At 61.9% G+C, this 17951-nt stretch carries 16 protein-coding genes and 1 tRNA gene; 7 read left to right on the top strand and 10 right to left on the bottom strand.

Annotation, left to right across the window (positions count from 1 at the left end):
- The coding region (locus tag K328_RS0100530) for an AAA family ATPase (protein WP_028464305.1) at positions 1–2189 on the bottom strand (2189 nt) is incomplete at its 3' end.
- 55 nt (positions 2190–2244) lie between these two features.
- On the opposite strand from K328_RS0100530, the gene K328_RS0100535 reads away from it, so the two are divergent.
- Together K328_RS0100535 and K328_RS0100540 are read left to right on the top strand one after the other, a co-directional pair.
- Positions 2245–2601: a YigZ family protein gene (locus tag K328_RS0100535; RefSeq protein WP_028464306.1), complete on the top strand. Its 357-nt coding sequence runs from the start codon at positions 2245–2247 to the stop codon at positions 2599–2601.
- Between the two features lie 27 nt (positions 2602–2628).
- A complete protein-coding gene (locus K328_RS0100540; RefSeq protein WP_205620560.1) occupies positions 2629–2994 on the top strand; it encodes a YchJ family protein in 366 nt (121 codons plus the stop codon).
- Between the two features lie 23 nt (positions 2995–3017).
- Here the strand turns inward: K328_RS0100540 and K328_RS0100545 are convergent, their stop codons facing one another.
- Positions 3018–4616: a GMC family oxidoreductase gene (locus K328_RS0100545; protein WP_036552960.1), complete on the bottom strand. Its 1599-nt coding sequence runs from the start codon at positions 4614–4616 to the stop codon at positions 3018–3020.
- Positions 4617–4621: 5 nt separating this feature from the next.
- Complete coding sequence (locus tag K328_RS0100550) at positions 4622–5590, bottom strand: 3-hydroxyacyl-CoA dehydrogenase family protein (protein WP_028464309.1); 969 nt, start codon at positions 5588–5590, stop codon at positions 4622–4624.
- A gap of 227 nt (positions 5591–5817) precedes the next feature.
- Between K328_RS0100550 and K328_RS0100555 the strand changes: the two genes are divergently transcribed.
- Entirely contained in the window at positions 5818–7530 is a 1713-nt protein-coding gene (locus K328_RS0100555) for an N-acyl-D-amino-acid deacylase family protein (RefSeq protein ID WP_028464310.1), read from the top strand.
- 97 nt (positions 7531–7627) lie between these two features.
- Here K328_RS0100555 and K328_RS0100560 read toward each other — a convergent pair whose 3' ends face one another.
- A complete protein-coding gene (locus K328_RS0100560) occupies positions 7628–9118 on the bottom strand; it encodes a putative sugar O-methyltransferase (protein WP_169721152.1) in 1491 nt (496 codons plus the stop codon).
- Positions 9119–9460: 342 nt separating this feature from the next.
- Positions 9461–9550: transfer RNA gene (locus K328_RS0100565), tRNA-Ser, on the bottom strand.
- A 218-nt stretch (positions 9551–9768) separates the two neighbouring features.
- Here K328_RS0100565 and K328_RS21905 point away from each other — a divergent pair.
- From K328_RS21905 to K328_RS0100580, 3 genes are all read left to right on the top strand, one after another.
- Positions 9769–10095, top strand: coding sequence for a hypothetical protein (locus K328_RS21905; protein WP_036552955.1), 327 nt, complete (start codon positions 9769–9771; stop codon positions 10093–10095).
- 94 nt (positions 10096–10189) lie between these two features.
- Positions 10190–10681: a VOC family protein gene (locus tag K328_RS0100575; RefSeq protein ID WP_036552957.1), complete on the top strand. Its 492-nt coding sequence runs from the start codon at positions 10190–10192 to the stop codon at positions 10679–10681.
- Positions 10682–10707: 26 nt separating this feature from the next.
- Positions 10708–12306 (top strand): Rieske (2Fe-2S) protein, encoded by a 1599-nt coding sequence (locus K328_RS0100580; protein ID WP_028464313.1) that lies wholly within the window; start codon positions 10708–10710, stop codon positions 12304–12306.
- A gap of 1 nt (position 12307) precedes the next feature.
- Here K328_RS0100580 and K328_RS0100585 read toward each other — a convergent pair whose 3' ends face one another.
- The 5 genes from K328_RS0100585 to K328_RS0100605 all read right to left on the bottom strand — a co-directional run bounded on the left by K328_RS0100585 (position 12308) and on the right by K328_RS0100605 (position 16441).
- Complete coding sequence (locus tag K328_RS0100585; protein WP_028464314.1) at positions 12308–13066, bottom strand: hypothetical protein; 759 nt, start codon at positions 13064–13066, stop codon at positions 12308–12310.
- A 53-nt stretch (positions 13067–13119) separates the two neighbouring features.
- Positions 13120–13908 carry a hypothetical protein gene (locus K328_RS0100590; protein ID WP_028464315.1) on the bottom strand — a complete coding sequence of 263 codons (789 nt, stop codon included), beginning with the start codon at positions 13906–13908 and terminating at the stop codon, positions 13120–13122.
- Between the two features lie 78 nt (positions 13909–13986).
- A complete protein-coding gene (locus K328_RS0100595; protein ID WP_028464316.1) occupies positions 13987–14661 on the bottom strand; it encodes a DUF1028 domain-containing protein in 675 nt (224 codons plus the stop codon).
- Positions 14662–14687: 26 nt separating this feature from the next.
- Positions 14688–15107 carry a RidA family protein gene (locus tag K328_RS0100600; RefSeq protein ID WP_028464317.1) on the bottom strand — a complete coding sequence of 140 codons (420 nt, stop codon included), beginning with the start codon at positions 15105–15107 and terminating at the stop codon, positions 14688–14690.
- Between the two features lie 56 nt (positions 15108–15163).
- Positions 15164–16441, bottom strand: coding sequence for a flavin-containing monooxygenase (locus K328_RS0100605; RefSeq protein WP_028464318.1), 1278 nt, complete (start codon positions 16439–16441; stop codon positions 15164–15166).
- A gap of 224 nt (positions 16442–16665) precedes the next feature.
- On the opposite strand from K328_RS0100605, the gene K328_RS0100610 reads away from it, so the two are divergent.
- A complete protein-coding gene (locus tag K328_RS0100610; RefSeq protein WP_028464319.1) occupies positions 16666–17904 on the top strand; it encodes an MFS transporter in 1239 nt (412 codons plus the stop codon).
- Positions 17905–17951 lie beyond the last annotated feature (47 nt).

The raw sequence follows: 17951 nt of genomic DNA on the forward strand, positions 1-17951 counted from the left end.
TCTTCCGCCTTGCCGTCCCGGTCGAGAATCTCAGCCGCCGCCTGGTAGAGCGAAAACAGGTTTTGGGTTGGCGAAACCACCTTGATCCCCTCGCGAGCCACGTTGGCTGCTTCCCCTGATCCAAAAACTGCAGCTTCCACTCGGATTCTGAGAACCCAAGCGGGAGCAGGTGACTTTGGGCCAGTTGACCGACGGAGATGTGGCAGTGCGAGGCGATTGCTCTGGGCGCTATCGCGCGCCAGAATGCAGCGGGCTAAATGGTACTCCATTCCGTGGGGACCGCGTTCCTTTAACAAGGCCGACAGCAGCGCAATCCGCTGATCTAGCTCCTTCGGATCTGTAGGTGTCGGGCTGTTAAAGTTGAATTGCGCCTGCAGGTGTTGCTCGAAACAACCCGCGACGTCGTGCAGGTCTTTCTCGGCCTCCGCAAGCGTGAAGTGATACCGGGCCTCCACGAACCGGGCCCCCAACTTCTCTGCCTCACCCACCATTTGCTTGGAGCGGAATGCTTTCGCAAAATAATCGCCGGCCATCTTGTGGGCGTTGCGCCTCTGCGCCGGCTCTGAATGCTGCAGTATCGTGTCGCGAACTATCGGGTGGACGCGGTAGAAGCCCGTCCGAAACTCAATTATATATCGTGCGAGAAGTTCGTCACGTGAGGCCTCCATCTCGATGTTGGTCATCGCAACGGCTTCGAGCGCTTTTCTAGGAACCGGATTGCGAAAGACGGCGAGGCGTCGAAGAAAGGTTTCGGTTCTCTTGTCGAGTTGCTCTACCGCCCGTGTCAGGACTCTCGTTTCGAACTCGCGCAATAGGCGGGGTGAGACCTCGCGGTCGCGGGCTTCCCAGGCCTCGGGAGCCAGACCAACCAGATAGTCGAGCGTTTCGCGCCGTAGAGCTGACACGAGCAGATTGATTGCGCGAGCGTTACCGCCGAGCCACAACGCCACGTCGGCGATTCTATCAAGGGGAACCGCGTCGGTTCGCCCGTTTCTTTCCAGCAGGGCTTGCAGGTAGTCTTGAGCATCCTTTGGTCTCAAGGAATACAGCGTGGCCGTGTCGGCGCGTTCCTCCCAGCGAGCAGCGCCGAATTCCCTGCTCGAAAGAAGTAGCACCCGGCCCGGATGGCCGGCAGCACGAGACAGGCCCTCAAGCATGTTGCCGATCTGCTTGTTCTTCGGTGTCCCTTCTATTTCACTCATGAGCCGCTGGGCTTCGTCGAGGATAATAAGCCGTGGACGTGTCAAGAGTTTGCGGAATACCCCCTCGGCATTCATACCCTTCCCAAGGTCATCTGCCACCTCAGCGTCACCTTTCGCGTTGAGCGTTTCAGCAAGGATCAGCACCAAGTCGTCTACGAGCGTCGCGGTTCCCTCCGGACAATCGATGTGAACAGTCGTCATGCCGTCAGGATGCCCAGAAATTTCGGCGAGGACATGCTCTGCGATTGCGGTCTTGCCAAGTCCTGGAAAACCTTGAATTGCCGCAATTGGGGGGCCTTCCTGCTGCCAGCGCCCAGTTAGCCACGCTGTCAGTTCTCGGTGTTGCTCGCCAAATAAGCCGCTTGTCAACTTCCAACCCCTTCTTTGGCGGCACCAGTTTTTTGCCGCCTTGTCCCCGTGAACTTTCTCCGGAAAGTAACCTGAAAACAAGGCGGATGCGCACTTAACCCAAAAACAAATCTTTCTGCTATTGGTTGAGCGATGTGAAGTGCATGTGCTGATTTGGGAGTGGTTGCGATCTGGCCCTCCCAAATGTTGCCTTCCCAACGAGCTTTCTTCTCTCCCCTCCCCCCTTCGGCTTGAGGGGGGCGCCTCTTCCGCCGTTTCCACCGCCGCCTTCAGCTTCAGCAGCCCGATATCCCGGTTCCGGAACAACTCGTCCGGGCTCATGTTCCCATAGTCGAAATAGCCGGATCCGCTCATCAGGGCTCCGATGGTCGTCCTGCGCAGGGCGAGGCCGTATTTGATGCTGTCGTCGATGGCCTCGGGACTGGCCCAGCCTTTGTCCAGCATTCTTGTTATTTCCAGCGTCATCGCCGCCTGCAGCCGGTTGGCGACATAGCCGGGGATGAAGGACTCGAACAGGATCTCAACCTCGCCCTCTCCAGCGCCCACGAAAAATGCGTTGGGTGGGAGGCTGCCTGCTGCAGTGGAAAACGATTTTGAGAGTGCGAACGAGAATACCATCCGATGCGCCGCAGACACTCTTGCTGCCGGTATCGGATCGCTCTAAGCCTGCGCGATGCGTGTTCTCGAAAACATCATCAGCGACCGCGGATCGAAATATGCGGTCTCGGGCGGTCCGTGCGCGTCCGAAGAGGAGGCCAAGGCCTTTATCAAGACGCTTTGCGCCAAGAAGAAATTCGCCAAGGCCACGCACAATACGTGGGCTCTGCTGACCGCCGATACGGCGTCGAAAAACGACGATGGCGAGGCGGGAGCGGGCATGGTGATCCTGCGGATGCTGGAGCGGGAAGGGTTGCACGACCATATCATCGTGGTGACACGATGGTTCGGCGGCAAGCATTTGGGCGGCGACCGCTTCCGGCATGTTCAGAATGCGGTGCGGATCTATCTCGACGAGCTCGGCGCGAATTGATGGGGCGCGACCTGATTGGAGAGCGTGTTGTTTGAACCATGTGAGTGCGGCAGCGGGAAGAGCTATCTGGGCTGCTGCGCCCGGTTGCATTCAGGGGCGCCGACGCGGGACGCGGAGGAGCTGATGCGCTCCCGCTATTGCGCGTTCAGCCGGGGAAATACGGCCTATCTGCAGAAGAGCTGGGCAGCGGAGACGCGGCCCTTGATCCTTGATCTGGACCCCGCCCAGGTCTGGACCGGGCTCGTGATCGACCGGCACGAGGTGACCGGGCCCGATACCGCGACTGTCCGCTTCACGGCGACATGGCGGAACGGCACCCATACCGGCCGCGTGCGCGAAACCAGCCGCTTCCGCCGCGAGGGCGCAGACTGGGTCTATATCGACGGCACTTAGAGTGAGGTTCGGGCGCGCGACGATTACGCGCTTTCCGCCCGGATCAGGTCGGCCGCCTTCTCGGCGATCATGATGGTGGGGGCGTTCGTATTGCCGGTTGTCAGATAGGGCATCACCGATGCGTCGGCGACCCTTAACCCCTCGACGCCCCGGACTTTGAGCTCCGGGTCGACGACCGCCATCGGATCGATCCCCATCTTGCAGGTGCCGACCGGATGATAGAGCGTGGTGCCGCGTTCCCGGGCGAATTGCGCGAGCGCGGCCTCGTCCGCTGCAGCCGGTCCCGGCCAGAGTTCCGCAGCGCTGTGGCGCGCCAGCGACGGCGCCGCGAAGATCCGCCGCACATGCTCCATGCCGGACAGCATCACGCGCAGATCGTCGCGATCCGACAGATAGTTCGGCTTGATGCGGGGCGGCTCCGACGGATCCGGGCTGGCGGCCATCACCGTGCCGCGGCTGGAGGGGCGTGTCGGACAGATAACCGTCGCCATTCCGGGCGCGCGCTCAAGCGCCAGCGGCTTGTCCGGATCGTAGCTGGCCGGCGTGAACAGGAGCTGAAGGTCCGGGCTCTCCAGGCCCTCGCGGCTGCGGCAGAACACCATCGCGCTCGTCACGCCGAAGGTCAGCGCGCCGTTGCCGAAAAACGCAAAGCGGCCGATCTCGCGCAGCACCCGCCAGCCCCGCGACAGCTCGTTCAGCGAGATCGCGTCCCGCACCCGGTGCGTGATGCGCGTGACGTAGTGATCGGACAGGTTGGCGCCCACGCCGGGCAGGTCCTGTACCACCGGCAGGCCCAGTCCCGCGACATGTCCGGCCGGGCCGATCCCCGAGAGCTGCAGGATTTGCGGTGAATTGACGGCGCCGCCGCACAGGATCACCTCGCGGGAAGCGCGGACGCGGACATCCTCGCCGTGGCGGCGAAACACCAGCCCGGTGCACCGGCGACCGTCGAAGGTCAGCTTTTGCACGAGGGCCTCCGTCTCGATCCGCAGATTGGAGCGTTTGCGCGCCTCGGCCAGGAAGGTGCGTGCGGTCGATGCGCGCCAGCGCCCGCGCCGCGTCATCTGAGAATAAGCGACCCCGTCCTGCTGCGAGCCGTTGTAATCGGGGTTTAAGGCAAAACCGGCCTCCTGGGCCGCGCGCACGAAGGCGTGGGTCAGGGGCAGAATGGTCCGGTAATCCTCGACGGGCATCGGGCCGCTGCGCCCCCGGATACCCTCCTCGCCCTTGCCGTAGCGCTCGGAGCGCCGGAACAGAGGCAGGACCTCGTCGAAGCTCCAGCCCCGGCAGCCGAGCTGCGCCCAGCCGTCATAATCGGCCGGGTTGCCGCGCACATAGAGCATCCCGTTGATCGAGTGCGACCCGCCCAGAACGCGTCCGCGCGGCCAGTGGATCGCCCGTCCCGCCGTGCCCTCTTCCGGCTCGCTCGCATAGTTCCAGTTGACGTTCGCGTTATAGAGCAGGCTCTTCACGCCGGCCGGAATGTGGATCAGGGGATTGTGGTCAGCGGGCCCGGCCTCCAGCAGCAGGACCTTGGCCCCGGTCTCGCTCAGGCGGCTCGCCACGACACAGCCGGCGGAGCCTGCGCCGACCACGACATAGTCCGTTTCCATCGCATCCATGCTGATCACCCCTTCGGCGACAGCGGCGTTTCTTTTTCCACCGTCTCCACAGCCGCCTTCAGTTTCAGCAGCCCGATATCCCGGTTCCGGAACAGCTCGTCCGGCTTCATGTCGCCATAGTCGAAATAGCCGGACCCGCTCATCACGCCCATCCTGCCGTCCGCGATCAGCCCCTCCAGCGTCTCGCTGTAGCCCTTCACTTCCGGCGGCGTGTACATCTTGTTGGAGAGCGAGCGGCGGGTCATGTCGAGGCCGGTGAAGTCCGCTTTCATCAGCGCGCCCATGGTCGCCATGCGCAGGGCGAGGCCGTATTTGATGCTGTCGTCGATGGCCTCTGGCGTCGCCCAGCCCTCGTCCAGCATCCGGGTGATTTCCAGCGTCATCGCCGCCTGCAGCCGGTTGGCGACATAGCCGGGCGTGAAGCGGTCGAACAGCACCGGCTTCTTGCCGATGGCGCGGTAATGGTCCCGCATGGTCGTCAGGTGCGCCGGATCGGTTTCCGGCCCGCCGGCGATATCGACCAGGTCGATGATGTAGGGCGGGGTGTACCAGTGGGTGATGATGAACCGGGTCTGCAGGCTGGCAGGGACCAGCGGGAAGACATCGAGATAGGAGGTGTTGCTGGCGATCAGCGCCGTCGCCGGGGCCGCCGCTTCGATCTCGGCATAGACCGTGCGCTTCACATCCCGGTTCTCGACCACCGCCTCGATAATGAAATCCGCGTCCGAAACCGCGTCGGCGAGGGTGGTCGCCGGTGTGATCCGGGCCAGGATCGGGGCGACGTCGGCGCGGGCGATGCTACCGGCCGACACCATGGTCTCCAGCGCGCTGGCGGCGAGATCCATACCGATCTTGAGCTGGCTCTCGCTGATATCGGTCATCTTCACCGGATGCCCGGCGATCGCATGCACCAGGGCAAGCCCGTGTCCCATCAGTCCGGCGCCGATCAGGGCAACCTTGCTTGAGCTGTCCATTGCCGCGTTTCCCCTCGCGATATTAGTGCTTCGTGTTTTGCCAGGAGGCTAGCAAAGCCGGGCCGCGCCGATTGATGGTATTTTGGCAGCACGGCTGGCGAGCGGCGCGGAGAGTGCCGGGTGTTCCGGCAAACCGTCACCACACTTGTGCCCGCCTGCGGCTTTACGGGACCGGCCCGCAGGCTCACACTCCCGGAAAAAGAGAATAAGAACTGGGAGAATGCGCCATGTCTGCTGAGCCCACACTGATCATCCGGAACGGAACCATCGTTGACGGCACCGGGGCGGAGCCGGTCGAGGCGGATCTGGCGCTGGCCGGGGATCGCATCGTCGGCATTGGCGATTTCGGAGCGCAGAGCGCCGCCGAGGAAATCGACGCGCGCGGCAAGCTGGTCACGCCCGGGTTCGTCGATATTCACACCCATTATGACGGCCAGGCGGTTTGGGACAAGCACATGGCGCCCTCGGCCTGGCACGGCGTCACCACGGCGATCATGGGGAATTGCGGTGTCGGCTTCGCGCCCTGCAAGCCGGAGGACCGGGAGAAGCTGGTCGAGCTGATGGAGGGGGTGGAGGACATTCCCGGCCCGGTCCTGCATGAAGGGCTGAACTGGCAATGGGAGAGTTTCGCGGAATATCTCGACGTGCTGGAGAAACTGCCGCGTGACATGGATCTCGGCGTGCTGCTGCCCCATGCGGCGGTCCGGGTCTATGTCATGGGCGAGCGGGCGATCCAGCTGGAACATGCAACGCCGGAAGATATCGCCCGGATGCGGCAGATTTCAGCGGATGCGGTGCGGGCCGGCGCCTTCGGGTTTTCCACCTCGCGCACGATCAGCCACAAGAGCCTCGCGGGCGACTACACGCCGACCTTGCGCGCCCAGGAGGAGGAGCTGACCGGGATCGCGCGCGGCATGCAGGATGCGGGCGCGGGCTTCCTGGAGATCGTCTCTGACTGGGACGAGCCGGACCCGGAAACCGAGTTCGCCATGCTCCGCCGGGTGGTCGAGAACAGCGGCCGGACGGCGGTATTCACTCTGAACCAGCGGCATGACAGGCCCGACTTCTGGCGTGACCTCTTGCGGATGGCGGGGGAGGCGGCAAATGACGGGCTGTCGATCCGGCCAGTGGTGGCACCGCGCCCGATCGGTATCCTGCTCGGCCTCGAAGGCAGCCAGAACCCGTTCTCCGGCACCGAGACCTATCGCTCCATCGCGGATCTGCCGCTGGCGGAGCGTGTCACGGCTTTGCGCGATCCGGAGGTGCGGCGGAAGATCCTTTCGGAGGATCCGGTGAAGAACAGCACCTTCCCGCTGATCCACCGGATTTCCTTCTCCAAGATGTTCCGCCTCGGCTCGCCCGCGAATTACGAGCCGGCGAAGAGCGAGTCCATCGCGGCAATGGCCGAGCGGGAAGGCCGGACGGCGCCCGAGGTCGCCTACGACATCCTGCTGGAGCGGGAGGGGCGCGGCTTCATCTACACGCCGCTGGTGAATTACGCGAACTACGACATGAGCGCGCCGGAAGAGATGCTGGCGGACAGGAACGCGATCATGGGGCTGGGCGACGGCGGCGCCCATGTCGGCTTCATCCTCGATGCCGGCTACCCGACCTGGCTGATGAGCTACTGGGGCCGCGACCGGGCCCGCTTCCCGATGACGGACGTGATCCGGCGCCTGACCTCCGACACGGCCAGCGCCGCCGGCCTGTCCGACCGCGGCGTGCTGGCGCCTGGCAAGAAGGCCGACGTCAATATCATCGACTGGGACAAGGTCGGTTTCTCCGACCCCTACGTCACCTACGACCTGCCGGCGAACGGCAAGCGCCTGATGCAGAAATCGACCGGCTATGACGCGACCATCGTCTCCGGCAAGGTGACCTACCGGGGCGGCGAGGCGACGGGGGAATTGCCGGGGACCGTGGTGCGCGGGCAAAGGTAGGGGCACGAATGACCGGGGGTGCCATTCGCGGACTTTCGTCCGCCCGGGATGGGGCCTGGAAGGCCCGTCGCCGGGTTGCATGCGTAACAGGAAGCCCTCAGTGACTGGGATCGTTCGACCGGCGCACTTTTACCGAATATTTCGGATGAACGTCATCCATTGCTTCGTAGATGATGTTCCAGCGGTCCGGGAACGTAATGTCTGACTCGAGAACTGTCAGATCCTCGAATTTGTTATGCTGAGAGAGTACATTCTTCGTGAAAATGAAGGACCGAGTCACTCTATCGATGTTTTCCAGAAATTTCCTGATCTGGACCGGATTCATTTCCGTCATTGAATTGATGTTGACGAAGAGATCTATTTCCTTGTCTTTCAGGACGTCCATCTGATTCCCGGTCAGAAACACAAACCGCTTTGACTTTATTTCTTCCCGGTAGGGCGTGAGGTCATCTTCGGGATGGAAGGCAAAGACCTGATCTTCTCCGAACAGCTCGGTAATATACCACTGGGAGATAAACAGCGTCGGCGGGATGTCGACGATGATATATCTGTAATTGGTGGTTCTACCGATCACCTCGGCCAGTCGGCCCGATCCAGCACCGAGCTCGCAGACGGTCAAACCCTCGTCTCCGGTCAGCCCGCATTCGCGGAAAATAGTCGTCAGCTCCCGCACGGAATGTGCCAGATTTGAAGAGATCAGCTTGCCGTCATAGCTCACCGGCAGGGGGGCACCGATCGGCGATTCTTCAAGCTGACCGAGGAGCCCGTAAGTGTCATGGTCGAGGGTGTATTTCCAAAGTCTACAGACGGACGAGTGATAGATTTTCCAGTCCACCGGATAGGCCAGAGGATAGTCGATTGTTCCTCTCCGGAAGCTCTGCGTAACGCCGAAAGAAGGCGGTTCTGGCAGCTCATCGGCACCCGTGGGCTCATCCGGCACCAGCTCCCTGAGGCGTATGACTTGTGGCTGAGTCTCCGTCGACATCAGGAAATTATGGAACAGGTGGTCGACGGTTCTCTTGAAGTTCTCGATTCCGTATATATCCAGAAGCCATTCGGAATATCCGGCGTAATGCGTCCAGAAACCGGAAGGAGCATATACACCCTGCGCCAGGATGTAGGCATTCATACCGGCGATGGTTTCCCGCGTTACGGCGTCTTCTGTCTCGTCTCTTTCACCAGAGAAGCGGTCTACGAGAAATTTGATTCTTCCCCGCGAAATCTTGAGGGCGATCCGCTCAGACCCACCCGGCGCAGCCAGCGGCATATCCAGCGCCATACGGTAGTAGTTCACAGCATCATTTATATTCGTTTGGGCAAGCAGCGCGTCACCGGCACGTTGAAGCCCATCCCAGCGCATCGAGTGCGCAATGTCCACATACTGCCTGTGGAGGGATACTGCGGTTTCGGCTTTCCCTGCATTGACGAGAATTTGACCGAATGCGCTGATTCGATCGTCCCGCCCTCCGTCTCCGCCCCAGTCTTTTATAGTCCTCAAGAGATCGTTGATCAGTGGCTCTAATTCCTCGATTTTGTTTTTTCCTACAAGATTGAGGCAGTGATCAAGTTTGGCTAAGTACGACTGCAAGGCGTTTCCAACCATGGTTAATAGGCGGCACAAATTCGGTGGAGCCGATCCCGAGCTTCTTGGGTCGCGGCATATTCAATAATGGAGCGTGTAAGAATAGCGTCGACAGATGGCGTTGTCATGAGACGTGTTTTCTAGGATACGCAATTCCAGCCCGCTGCCGCCAGACGCAATCCACACATGCCGACGCGATAATGGGAGCAATTGTCCGCTTGATCTCAGGGCATAGATTTCTGGTGACGCTCCGTGACCGGAAAAAAGCTTCCTCGCCGGGTGCCCCGCAGGTCAGCTTCAATACGCATCATCCGGGTTTTCGCACATCGGATGTGCGTCGGAAAGCGGTGGCGGAGGGACGGGGATTCGAACCCCGGAGGGGCTTACACCCCAACACGCTTTCCAGGCGTGCGCCTTAAACCACTCGGCCATCCCTCCTGAAGAGGCGCGGACCATACAAAAGCCGACCGGGCTTTGCAACGATTTGAAGCTTGAAATTGAAGAAAAAAAGACAGTTGCGGTGCTGACCCCCGGATATGCTCAGTACGATTGGTTGTGGCACTCGATTGGTGTAGGCTTTCCAGTCTGTTAGGGGGCTCGTCAGTTGGTTGCGCGCAGGTCCGCCGGAGAACCGGTGAGGGCGCGCCGGGGGATGTATGAGGCGTTTGATCCGGTTTATTGCGCTGCTGTTGATCCTGATTGCGCTGGCACTCGCCGCGCGGGACGGATATGCGAGCTACCAGGCGGAGGCGCTGCGCATCATGGATGCAGGCACGCTCTGGGCCGGATTGCACCGGGATAGCCTGCAACTCGCCGAGCCGGCCATCGCCCGTTATCTGCATCCCTTTCTCTGGCACCCGGTGATGGTGACAGTCCTGCTGTTCCCGGCCTGGCTGGTCTTCGGCGGACTCGGAATCATCCTCTGGCTGTTGACCCGGCTGCGTGGCCGGCCCGCCTCCCGGGATCTGTTCATGCGGGATTGAGCCCGTGTTTTGATTAAAAAAGAAAAATCTTGATATAATAAATTGTCGGCGCAGAATGCTCCGTAACGCACCCGTCGTTGCGAGGAGATCTGCCGTGCCGGAAGAACCCGCTGAGAACCCAACCCCGACTTTAACTCCCGCCCCGGTTCCCGTGGTTGGGATCAATCACATTGCACTTGAGGTTGGAGATCTTGATGAGGCGCTGGCCTTTTACGGCAAGCTTTTCAAGTTCGAGCAGCGTAGCCGAAGCGAGACCCAGGCCGAGATCGATCTTGGCGACCAGTTCATCGCGTTGGTCCTGGGCCGGATGCAGCCTGCTGATGTGAAGCGGCATGTTGGCTTTGTGGTTGCGGACAAGGAAGCCGTGCGGGCAGCGCTGTTGGCGAACGGGGTGGAGATCCTGCCCTTGCCGGATCGTTTCCTCGACTTTCTCGACCCCTGGGGCAACCGGATCGAAATCATCGGCTACGAGAATATCCAGTTCACCAAGGCGGACCATGTGCTGCGCGGCATGGGGCTCGATTATCTGCGGAAGACGGACGCGGCCATCGATGAGCTGACCGAAAAGGGTATGCGGCCGGGCTGACCGGATAAAAAAGTGGGAGATGTGCCATGGACAAAAGACGGGAACCCGAATGGGTCGAGGCAATGCCGCTCACTGTGCTGGAGCAGGTTGGCCGGAAGGTCTTCAAGGCAGGAGGCAAGCAGATCGTGCTGTTTCACGCGGATGGGCGCGTGCATGCCTGCAACAACCGTTGCCCGCATGAGGGTTATCCCCTGATCGAGGGCACAGTTGATCAGGCGGCGGGCGCCTGCCGGCTGACCTGCAACTGGCATAACTGGAAATTCGATCTGGTCAGCGGGGCCAATCAGGTCGGTGGTGATCGTCTGCGGATCTACCCCACGCAAGTCCGGGACGGCGCCATCTTTGTCGACATTGCGGATGCCCCGGCAGCGGAGCGGATCGAGACCGCGCTCGGTAATCTGAAAGAGAGCTTCCGCGACCATAATTACACCCGCATGGCCCGGGAAATCGCTCGGCTGAAAGCGGCCGGGGGCGATCCGCTGGAGGCCGTGCGGCAGGCGGTGCTCTGGACGCATGAACGGTTCGAATGGGGCACCACCCACGCCATCGCCGCGGCGCCCGACTGGCTGGAGCTTGCTGAAGATTATGGCGGACAGGACGACGCCTCGGCGATCATCCCGCATGTCGAAATCGTCGCCCATCTGGCATGGGACAGTTTGCGCTGGGAGCGGTTTCCGTTCCCGGATGGAGAGACCGCGTTCGATGCGGACCGGCTGGTCGAAGCCATTGAGGCGGAGGACGAGGCGGAAGCGGCCGCGCTGGTGCGTGGCGCCTGTCGTGGTCCCGGCTGGCAAGTGCTGGATGCGCCGGTAACGCGGGCGGCGCTCGCCCATTACCAGGATTTCGGCCACGCGCTGATCTATTGTTACAAGACGCGGCAGCTCGTTGAACGGCTTGGCGAGGATCTGGCCGAGCCGCTTTACCTGACGCTGGTCCGGGCGCTGGTGAATGCCAGCCGGGAGGATCTGATTCCGGAATTCAAAGCATATCGTCCGGCCCGCGAGGCATGGGACGGGGCAGGCGATACGCCGGTCGCGCCGGAGGAGTTCTACAGTCTCAACGTGCCGCGCGCGCTGGACCGTGCGAACCGCTCAAGCGGCGACCGCACCGCCCTGTTCGATGCCCTGATGGGGGCGGCAGCCTGGCAGATGCTGCATTTCGACGCGCGTTGGGGCTCCCGGCACGACCGGCCGGTGCCGGACAATGTGAACTGGCTCGACTTCACCCACGGCATCACCTTCGCCAACGCGGTGCGGGCGCAGTGCGGACGCCAAGAAGACCTGTGGCCGGACGCCCTGTTGCAGATGGCCTGCTTTACCGGCCGCAACGCGGCTTATGTCGAGGCGCAGCAGGACACGGCGCCCTATGCGGTGGATGACCCGGAGGCGTTCCTTGACGACTTGCTGCCCGGTCTCTTCGATCATGCGGAGCCGGAATATATCGTCTCCGCCCACATGGTGAAGCTGCCGGTCGCCACCCGCGAGGAAATCCGTGTCCGTCCGGATGCCCCTTGGGTCCCGGTTCTGGCGGCGGCGGTGAACCGGTTCTTCCAGTCGAAGATCAAGCGCAAGCACGTCATGCGAACGGCGATGCAGTCGGTCGCGTTTGTCGCGGCTGAGGGATGAGTTATTGAGGCAGAACTGTCTTCGGCGGTTCTTCCAGAATGATCTCCTTCCCAAGAAGAGGGACCAAAGTCTGGATGCTCATCCCGGTAATATTACCGACGATCGGTGCACCATTGTCAGGCTCGTTCTCGGCTGGAGCCTGATATTCGACGGAGAGTTTAGGTTCTTGGTGGGCCTCAGTCGTCTGACCGTCCCAGTATCCTGAGCTATCAATAACGGGGACCTGCCGGAAAACGAAACGGCCATTGAAAATGATTGTTCCGAGCCGGCTGACCTGCCCTTCGCGGATCTCGAATGTTGGCGCGTCTTTGGTGAGGTGCCCGGAGGCATTCGTGAATGACGCGAAATCGTCTTTCTTGTCGGCGGCGACGATGGCTGCGGTCAGCATCATGGTCGGCGTTCCGATTACAGGATATGGGCTGGTATAGGATTCCCTGAGTTCTGTGACAGCGAAGGTTCCTGGCTGGGCCGCGAACTGCCACATCCGGCACGCGCGGCCGTCCTCAAGGAAGTTATATTTGCGGTAGGAAATCGTCTCAGTGCGGGCGTTTGATTGACTTGCTGCAGGCGCGGAGGCGACGGTTTCAACGCTTCTGATCGTGGCGCTGTAGAACCGGTCGGGCACATCGCCGGTGACACAAAGCTTGACTGACGCCGCACCCTGCCCGTTGGTGACATCCAGAGGCAGCACGGGCTCCCCGGTCGTCTGGCAGGCGGTCAGCAGAAACATGGCGGAGATGGCCAGAAGTGTCGTGCGCATTCTATTCCTCGATATCGGGATGCTAATAGGTCGGCCTACTCGGATCTTCATTGCTACAGAGGAGCCGCTTCGGGAAAATCCTCGATAATGACCGTGCGGCCTGTCAGATGGGAAATCGTCTGCCGAGGAAGATTGGCTTCATATTTCCCCGCGATGGCCTTGGTTGTGTCCGGCACGGACCCGGCTGGGAAATAGGCAAGAATAAGTCTCGTTACTTTGACGGTGTCGGTGTTCAAGCCGTCCCAATATCCGTGATTGTCGAGCCTGGGTTGTTCGCGCGGCTCCTGCTCGCCATCATACATGATTGTGCCAAGATGCGTTGTCTCACCCGGTCGAATTGCAAATGTTGGTGTGTCGTTCTTCAGGCTGCCGTCAGCCCTGACAAAGACAACTTCATCATTCTTCGCGCTGGCGATAATCGCAGCGGCGATTGCTGCACCTAACACCGCCCCTAACAAGGAACCTCCGGAACTGCCGGCAGTCGAAAGCCTTTCGCCCACTTTGACGATGGCATACTCACCCGCGGGCGCTTCGAATTGCCAGAATGCGCAATGGCGCCTGTCTTTGGGGAAGAATGCGCCACCACTGACGTCCCGTGTTTCATGGAGGCGCAGTGTTTTTTCCAGTCTGAAAGCAGCGGGTCCGTAATCAAGCATGCGGGCGTTGGCTGCGATCTTTTGCAGGGTAATGGTAATGTACCGGTTGACGGAAAAATGGCTGAAACAAAGCTGAAGCAGCCCTCCGCCATAGCCGTTCTGTAATGCCTGCGGCCCAAGCGGTTTAGTCGTCTGGCAGCCGGTCAAGAAAACCGCAAAGGCGAGAGCCATCGAGAAGGCGCGCATTCGAATCCCCAAATCATTGATCCCGTGTCGGCACAACCTGTAGCGTTTAAGACTGGGCTGACACAACCCGGTATTAGGTTACTCGTCCCCCGGAACGCCATAGGACGGTGCCTCGCGCGGGTCGAGCGCGCGGGTGACATAGGCGTCGAGCTGGGGTTTGTAGACCTCCCATGCCGTCGCAATCGCTTCGATCGGGCACTCCTCGGTCCAGTCGCAGCGCAGGTCCGCGACGGGCCAGCCGAGTTTGTCGGCGATCTGCATGCCGGCGGAATGGATGGGACCCGCTTCGCCGCCTGCCGCAAGGCCGGCTTTCATGGCGGCGATCAGCCGGTCGCCAAGATGGCCGGCGGATGCCGTGAAGGCAGCGACGATGGCAGCCGGCACCTCTGCGTTGGCGAGCAGGTTGCCGCCTGACGCGACGTTTTCAGCCTTTGCTTCGGACCAGATACCCAGCGCGTTGCCGCCGGAATGAATGGCGCTGCCGCCGTGTTTGTCGACGGCGAGAACCTGGCGGTAGTCAAGGAACTCGCACTCCTTGCGCATTGCCTCGATGGCGTCCCCGGCGGACAGGCCGATCTCCATCCGGTCCAGCACCAGCGGGCCGAGGCGCGGGTCGGTGATGTTCTGGCTGGCGACGGCGCCGACGCCGGCGCGGGTATAGGCGCAGCGCGCCGCGACGGCGGGCGAGGAGGAGGAGATTGCGATGCCGACCATGCCGGTCTCGGCGCAGCGGGCAACAAGGGAGAAAGTCATGCGGAGCTCCTGATTACGCGTCCGGATTATTCATCCGGGATAACGGCGGTGCCATCGATTTCGACCAGCCAATCCGGCCGGGCCAGCGCCTGGACAACAAGGCCGGTACAGACCGGATGGACGCCTTTGATGTACTCGCCCATGGTCCGGTAGACGGCCTCCCGGTACCGGACGTCCGTTATATAGACGACAAGTTTTACCAAATGATGGATGTCGCCCCCGGCCTCTTCGAGAAGCTGGCGGATGTTCTGCATCACCTTGTGAGTCTGCTCGACGGGATCGTGACTCTCGATGTTCTTCGCCGTGTCCAGATCCTGCGGGCACTGGCCGCGCAGCCAGACCGTCCGGCCGCCGCGCGTGATCACCGCCTGGGCCAGGTCGTTGTCCAGCTTCTGCTCCGGGTAGGTGTCCTTGGTGTTGAACTTTCGCAGCCGCTCATGCGCCATGCTGGCCTCCTTGAAGAAAAGTAAGGCGGACCATTGGACCGCCAAGCGTTGTCGATTTAGAGTTTTGCCGCGCCACGCGCACGGGCGGCGGCATCGACGTCGAGATAGGATCGCTGGATGGCAATCTGGTCCGCGACATATCGGGCATCGTGCCAGACGCCCCAGATGAAGCTCGATCCGCGCCGCGACTGCCAGGGCAGGCCGAGGAAATAGATCCCCGGCTCGCGCGAGACGCCGCGCTGGTGCAAGGGCTTGCCGGTCTCGTCGAAGGTATCGACCTTCAGCCAGCTATAGTCATGTCCGAAGCCGATTGCCCAAATGATCGTAGAGATCCCGGCTGCTTTCAAATCGAGCTCACGGATCGGGTCGGTTACGCAATCCGGATCGGGCCCGATGATGTGCGCCTCGGGCTCCTCCGGCAGTTCAAGCCCGGTCCGGGCGAGATAGGCGTCCGCTTCCCGCAGGACGGAGAGATAATTCCTGTCACCATTCTCGATGTTGCGGCGGAGGTCATCGGCGAAACTCATGACGCCGTCTTTGCAGCCTTCCGCGCGACCCACGAGGGTGAGGCCCTGTTCCGCGAGCTTGCGAAAATCGATGGTCTCTCCGCCCCGCGCCCCGCTCACTGCAATCGTCACATGCTCGGCCCCGGCGGGCGGAGTCGCGGCCTCCCATTTGCCGAGAACGCCGAGCCACCAGCAATTGTCCCGTCCGCGATAGGCGCGTGGCGGCCGGTCGTGCGGGCCGACCGCGAGCGTGACCTTTCTTCCCGCCCGATTCAGCTCGTCCGCGATCTGCACGCCGGACGAGCCCGCGCCGATCACCAGAACGCCCCCGTCCGGGAGCTGTGCCGGATTACGATAGGCGCTGGAATGAAGCTGGGTGATCCCGAGGCTATCCGGGACCATCGGCGGGATCGTCGCGGTCTGGAACGGGCCGGTGGCGGCAACCACACTGTTGGCGTCGATGACGCCTTCCGATGTCTCGACACGAAAGCCCGGATGGCCCTCGTTGCGTGTCACGGACGTTACATCGACACCGCAGCGGACCGGCGCCTCGATCATCTTCGCGTAGTCGACGAAATAGTCGGCGACCTTTTCTTTCTCGACGAAGGCGTCGGGGCTCTCGCCCCTGAACTCCATACCGGGGAACCGGTCGTGCCAGGCAGGCCCGTTGGCGACCAGAGAATCCCAGCGGCAGGACCGCCAGCGCTCGGCGATCCGGGACCGCTCCAGAACCAGATGAGGCACGCCAGCCTTGCCGAGATGCTCGCTCATCGCGATCCCGGCCTGACCGGCGCCGACGACCAGCGTGTCTATTTTCTCAACGGGCATTTGAAGGTCCTTTTTTCAGGGGGATGACCCCTTTCGGCGACGTCTGGAGCTTGTTTTGCCGGAATGGTATACCGGCGTGCGGGACACCTGTATCGGAAGCCCGCAGTGTGAGGGGAGGCCGGTCCGCGCTTCAAGAGGCAAATCGTCGCTTCTCGCCTTTTGATCGGTCGTGCTCAACCATTCATCTGCTTGACATGCCATGGTTTTCCACGCCAAGCAGAGAAATGGACTCTGATCGCCCCCGGAACAATTTCTACCTCGCAAATGCCCGCTGGCTCGGTGCAGGCCTGCTGTGCACGTTCGGCTCGTCTTTCGGACAGACCTATTTCATCGCGCTCTTCGCCAGCCAGTTCATGGCGCTGCACGGTCTCAGCGACGGCGACTGGGGAACGCTCTATGCCGGGGCGACGCTGACCTCCGCAGCCTTGCTCATTAAGGCGGGTCCGCTCGCCGATACGATGTCCTTGCGCACTCTGGCGGTGCTGGTCATTGCCGGCTTCGCCCTGATCTGCGTCGGCATGGCCCTGCACGAATCCATCGTCATGCTTTTCGTCATGGTCCTTGGCCTGCGCTTCTTCGGGCAGGGCATGATCGGCCATGTCGGCATGACGGCGACGGCCCGCTGGTTCCAGGCGCGGCGCGGGCGGGCGATCGCCATCACCAGCCTGGGCTACGGTATCGGCGAGGCGGTCTTGCCGGCGCTGGCGGTTCTGGCCATGGCACTGGTTGGCTGGCGCGGTACCTGGCTGCTCGCCGCCGGGATACTGGTCGTGGTTTTCGGCGGCGCGCTCTGGGTGTTGTTTGCCCGGGACCGGGAACCCCAGGGCAGCGAGACCAGCGGTCCGGCGACTGGCGCTATGGGCAGGCACTGGACCCGGCCGGAAGCGCTCCGGCACTGGTCCTACTGGGCGCTGTTCCCCGGCATCCTGACACCGCCTTTCATCGGCACGGTAATCTTCTTCCATCAAGCGCATGTCTCCGGCGAGAAGGGCTGGAGCCTGATCGAAATGGCTGCCGGTTATCCGGTCTATGCGGCCTGCGCCATGATCGCGGTCTTCATTGCCGGCCGGATCACCGACGGGTTCGGCGCGCTGACCCTGTTGCCGCTCTTCCTGCTGCCGACCGGCCTCGGCATCGTCCTGCTCGGCACCAGCGACGCGGTCTGGATCTGGGGTGTAGTGCTCGGCTGTATCGGCTTTGGTGCAGGGTTTTCGAGCGCCCTCAACGGGGCGGTCTGGGCGGAGCTCTATGGCACCCGCAATCTCGGTGCAATCCGGGCGTTGGCAGTTTCGGCCATGGTGTTTTCCACCGCCATTGGACCGGCGATCACGGGTCTGCTGATCGATGCCGGGATTACGCTGGAACGGCAAGGCGTGGTCATGATGCTCTGGTGCGTCGGGCTGTCCGCCGTCTTCGTGCTGGTAGCGCGCCGTCTGCGTTTGCTGATTGCCGTACCAGCCTGAACCTCGATTGCGTCAGACGGAAGTCCTGTAACCGATTGTTTCGCAAG

The organism is Nisaea denitrificans DSM 18348, assembly GCF_000426505.1.
GTDB classification, from domain to species: Bacteria; Pseudomonadota; Alphaproteobacteria; order Thalassobaculales; family Thalassobaculaceae; genus Nisaea; species Nisaea denitrificans.

Bases quoted from the DNA above. Each gene is read 5' to 3' on its own strand.
- K328_RS0100550 (WP_028464309.1), bottom strand. From the start codon at position 5,590: ATGGACAGCTCAAGCAAGGTTGCCCTGATCGGCGCCGGACTGATGGGA.
- K328_RS0100545 (WP_036552960.1), bottom strand. From the start codon at position 4,616: ATGGATGCGATGGAAACGGACTATGTCGTGGTCGGCGCAGGCTCCGCC.
- K328_RS21905 (WP_036552955.1), top strand. From the start codon at position 9,769: ATGAGGCGTTTGATCCGGTTTATTGCGCTGCTGTTGATCCTGATTGCG.
- K328_RS0100605 (WP_028464318.1), bottom strand. From the start codon at position 16,441: ATGCCCGTTGAGAAAATAGACACGCTGGTCGTCGGCGCCGGTCAGGCC.
- K328_RS0100610 (WP_028464319.1), top strand. From the start codon at position 16,666: ATGGACTCTGATCGCCCCCGGAACAATTTCTACCTCGCAAATGCCCGC.
- K328_RS0100595 (WP_028464316.1), bottom strand. From the start codon at position 14,661: ATGACTTTCTCCCTTGTTGCCCGCTGCGCCGAGACCGGCATGGTCGGC.
- K328_RS0100535 (WP_028464306.1), top strand. From the start codon at position 2,245: ATGCGTGTTCTCGAAAACATCATCAGCGACCGCGGATCGAAATATGCG.
- K328_RS0100600 (WP_028464317.1), bottom strand. From the start codon at position 15,107: ATGGCGCATGAGCGGCTGCGAAAGTTCAACACCAAGGACACCTACCCG.
- K328_RS0100590 (WP_028464315.1), bottom strand. From the start codon at position 13,908: ATGCGCGCCTTCTCGATGGCTCTCGCCTTTGCGGTTTTCTTGACCGGC.
- K328_RS0100555 (WP_028464310.1), top strand. From the start codon at position 5,818: ATGTCTGCTGAGCCCACACTGATCATCCGGAACGGAACCATCGTTGAC.
- K328_RS0100580 (WP_028464313.1), top strand. From the start codon at position 10,708: ATGGACAAAAGACGGGAACCCGAATGGGTCGAGGCAATGCCGCTCACT.
- K328_RS0100585 (WP_028464314.1), bottom strand. From the start codon at position 13,066: ATGCGCACGACACTTCTGGCCATCTCCGCCATGTTTCTGCTGACCGCC.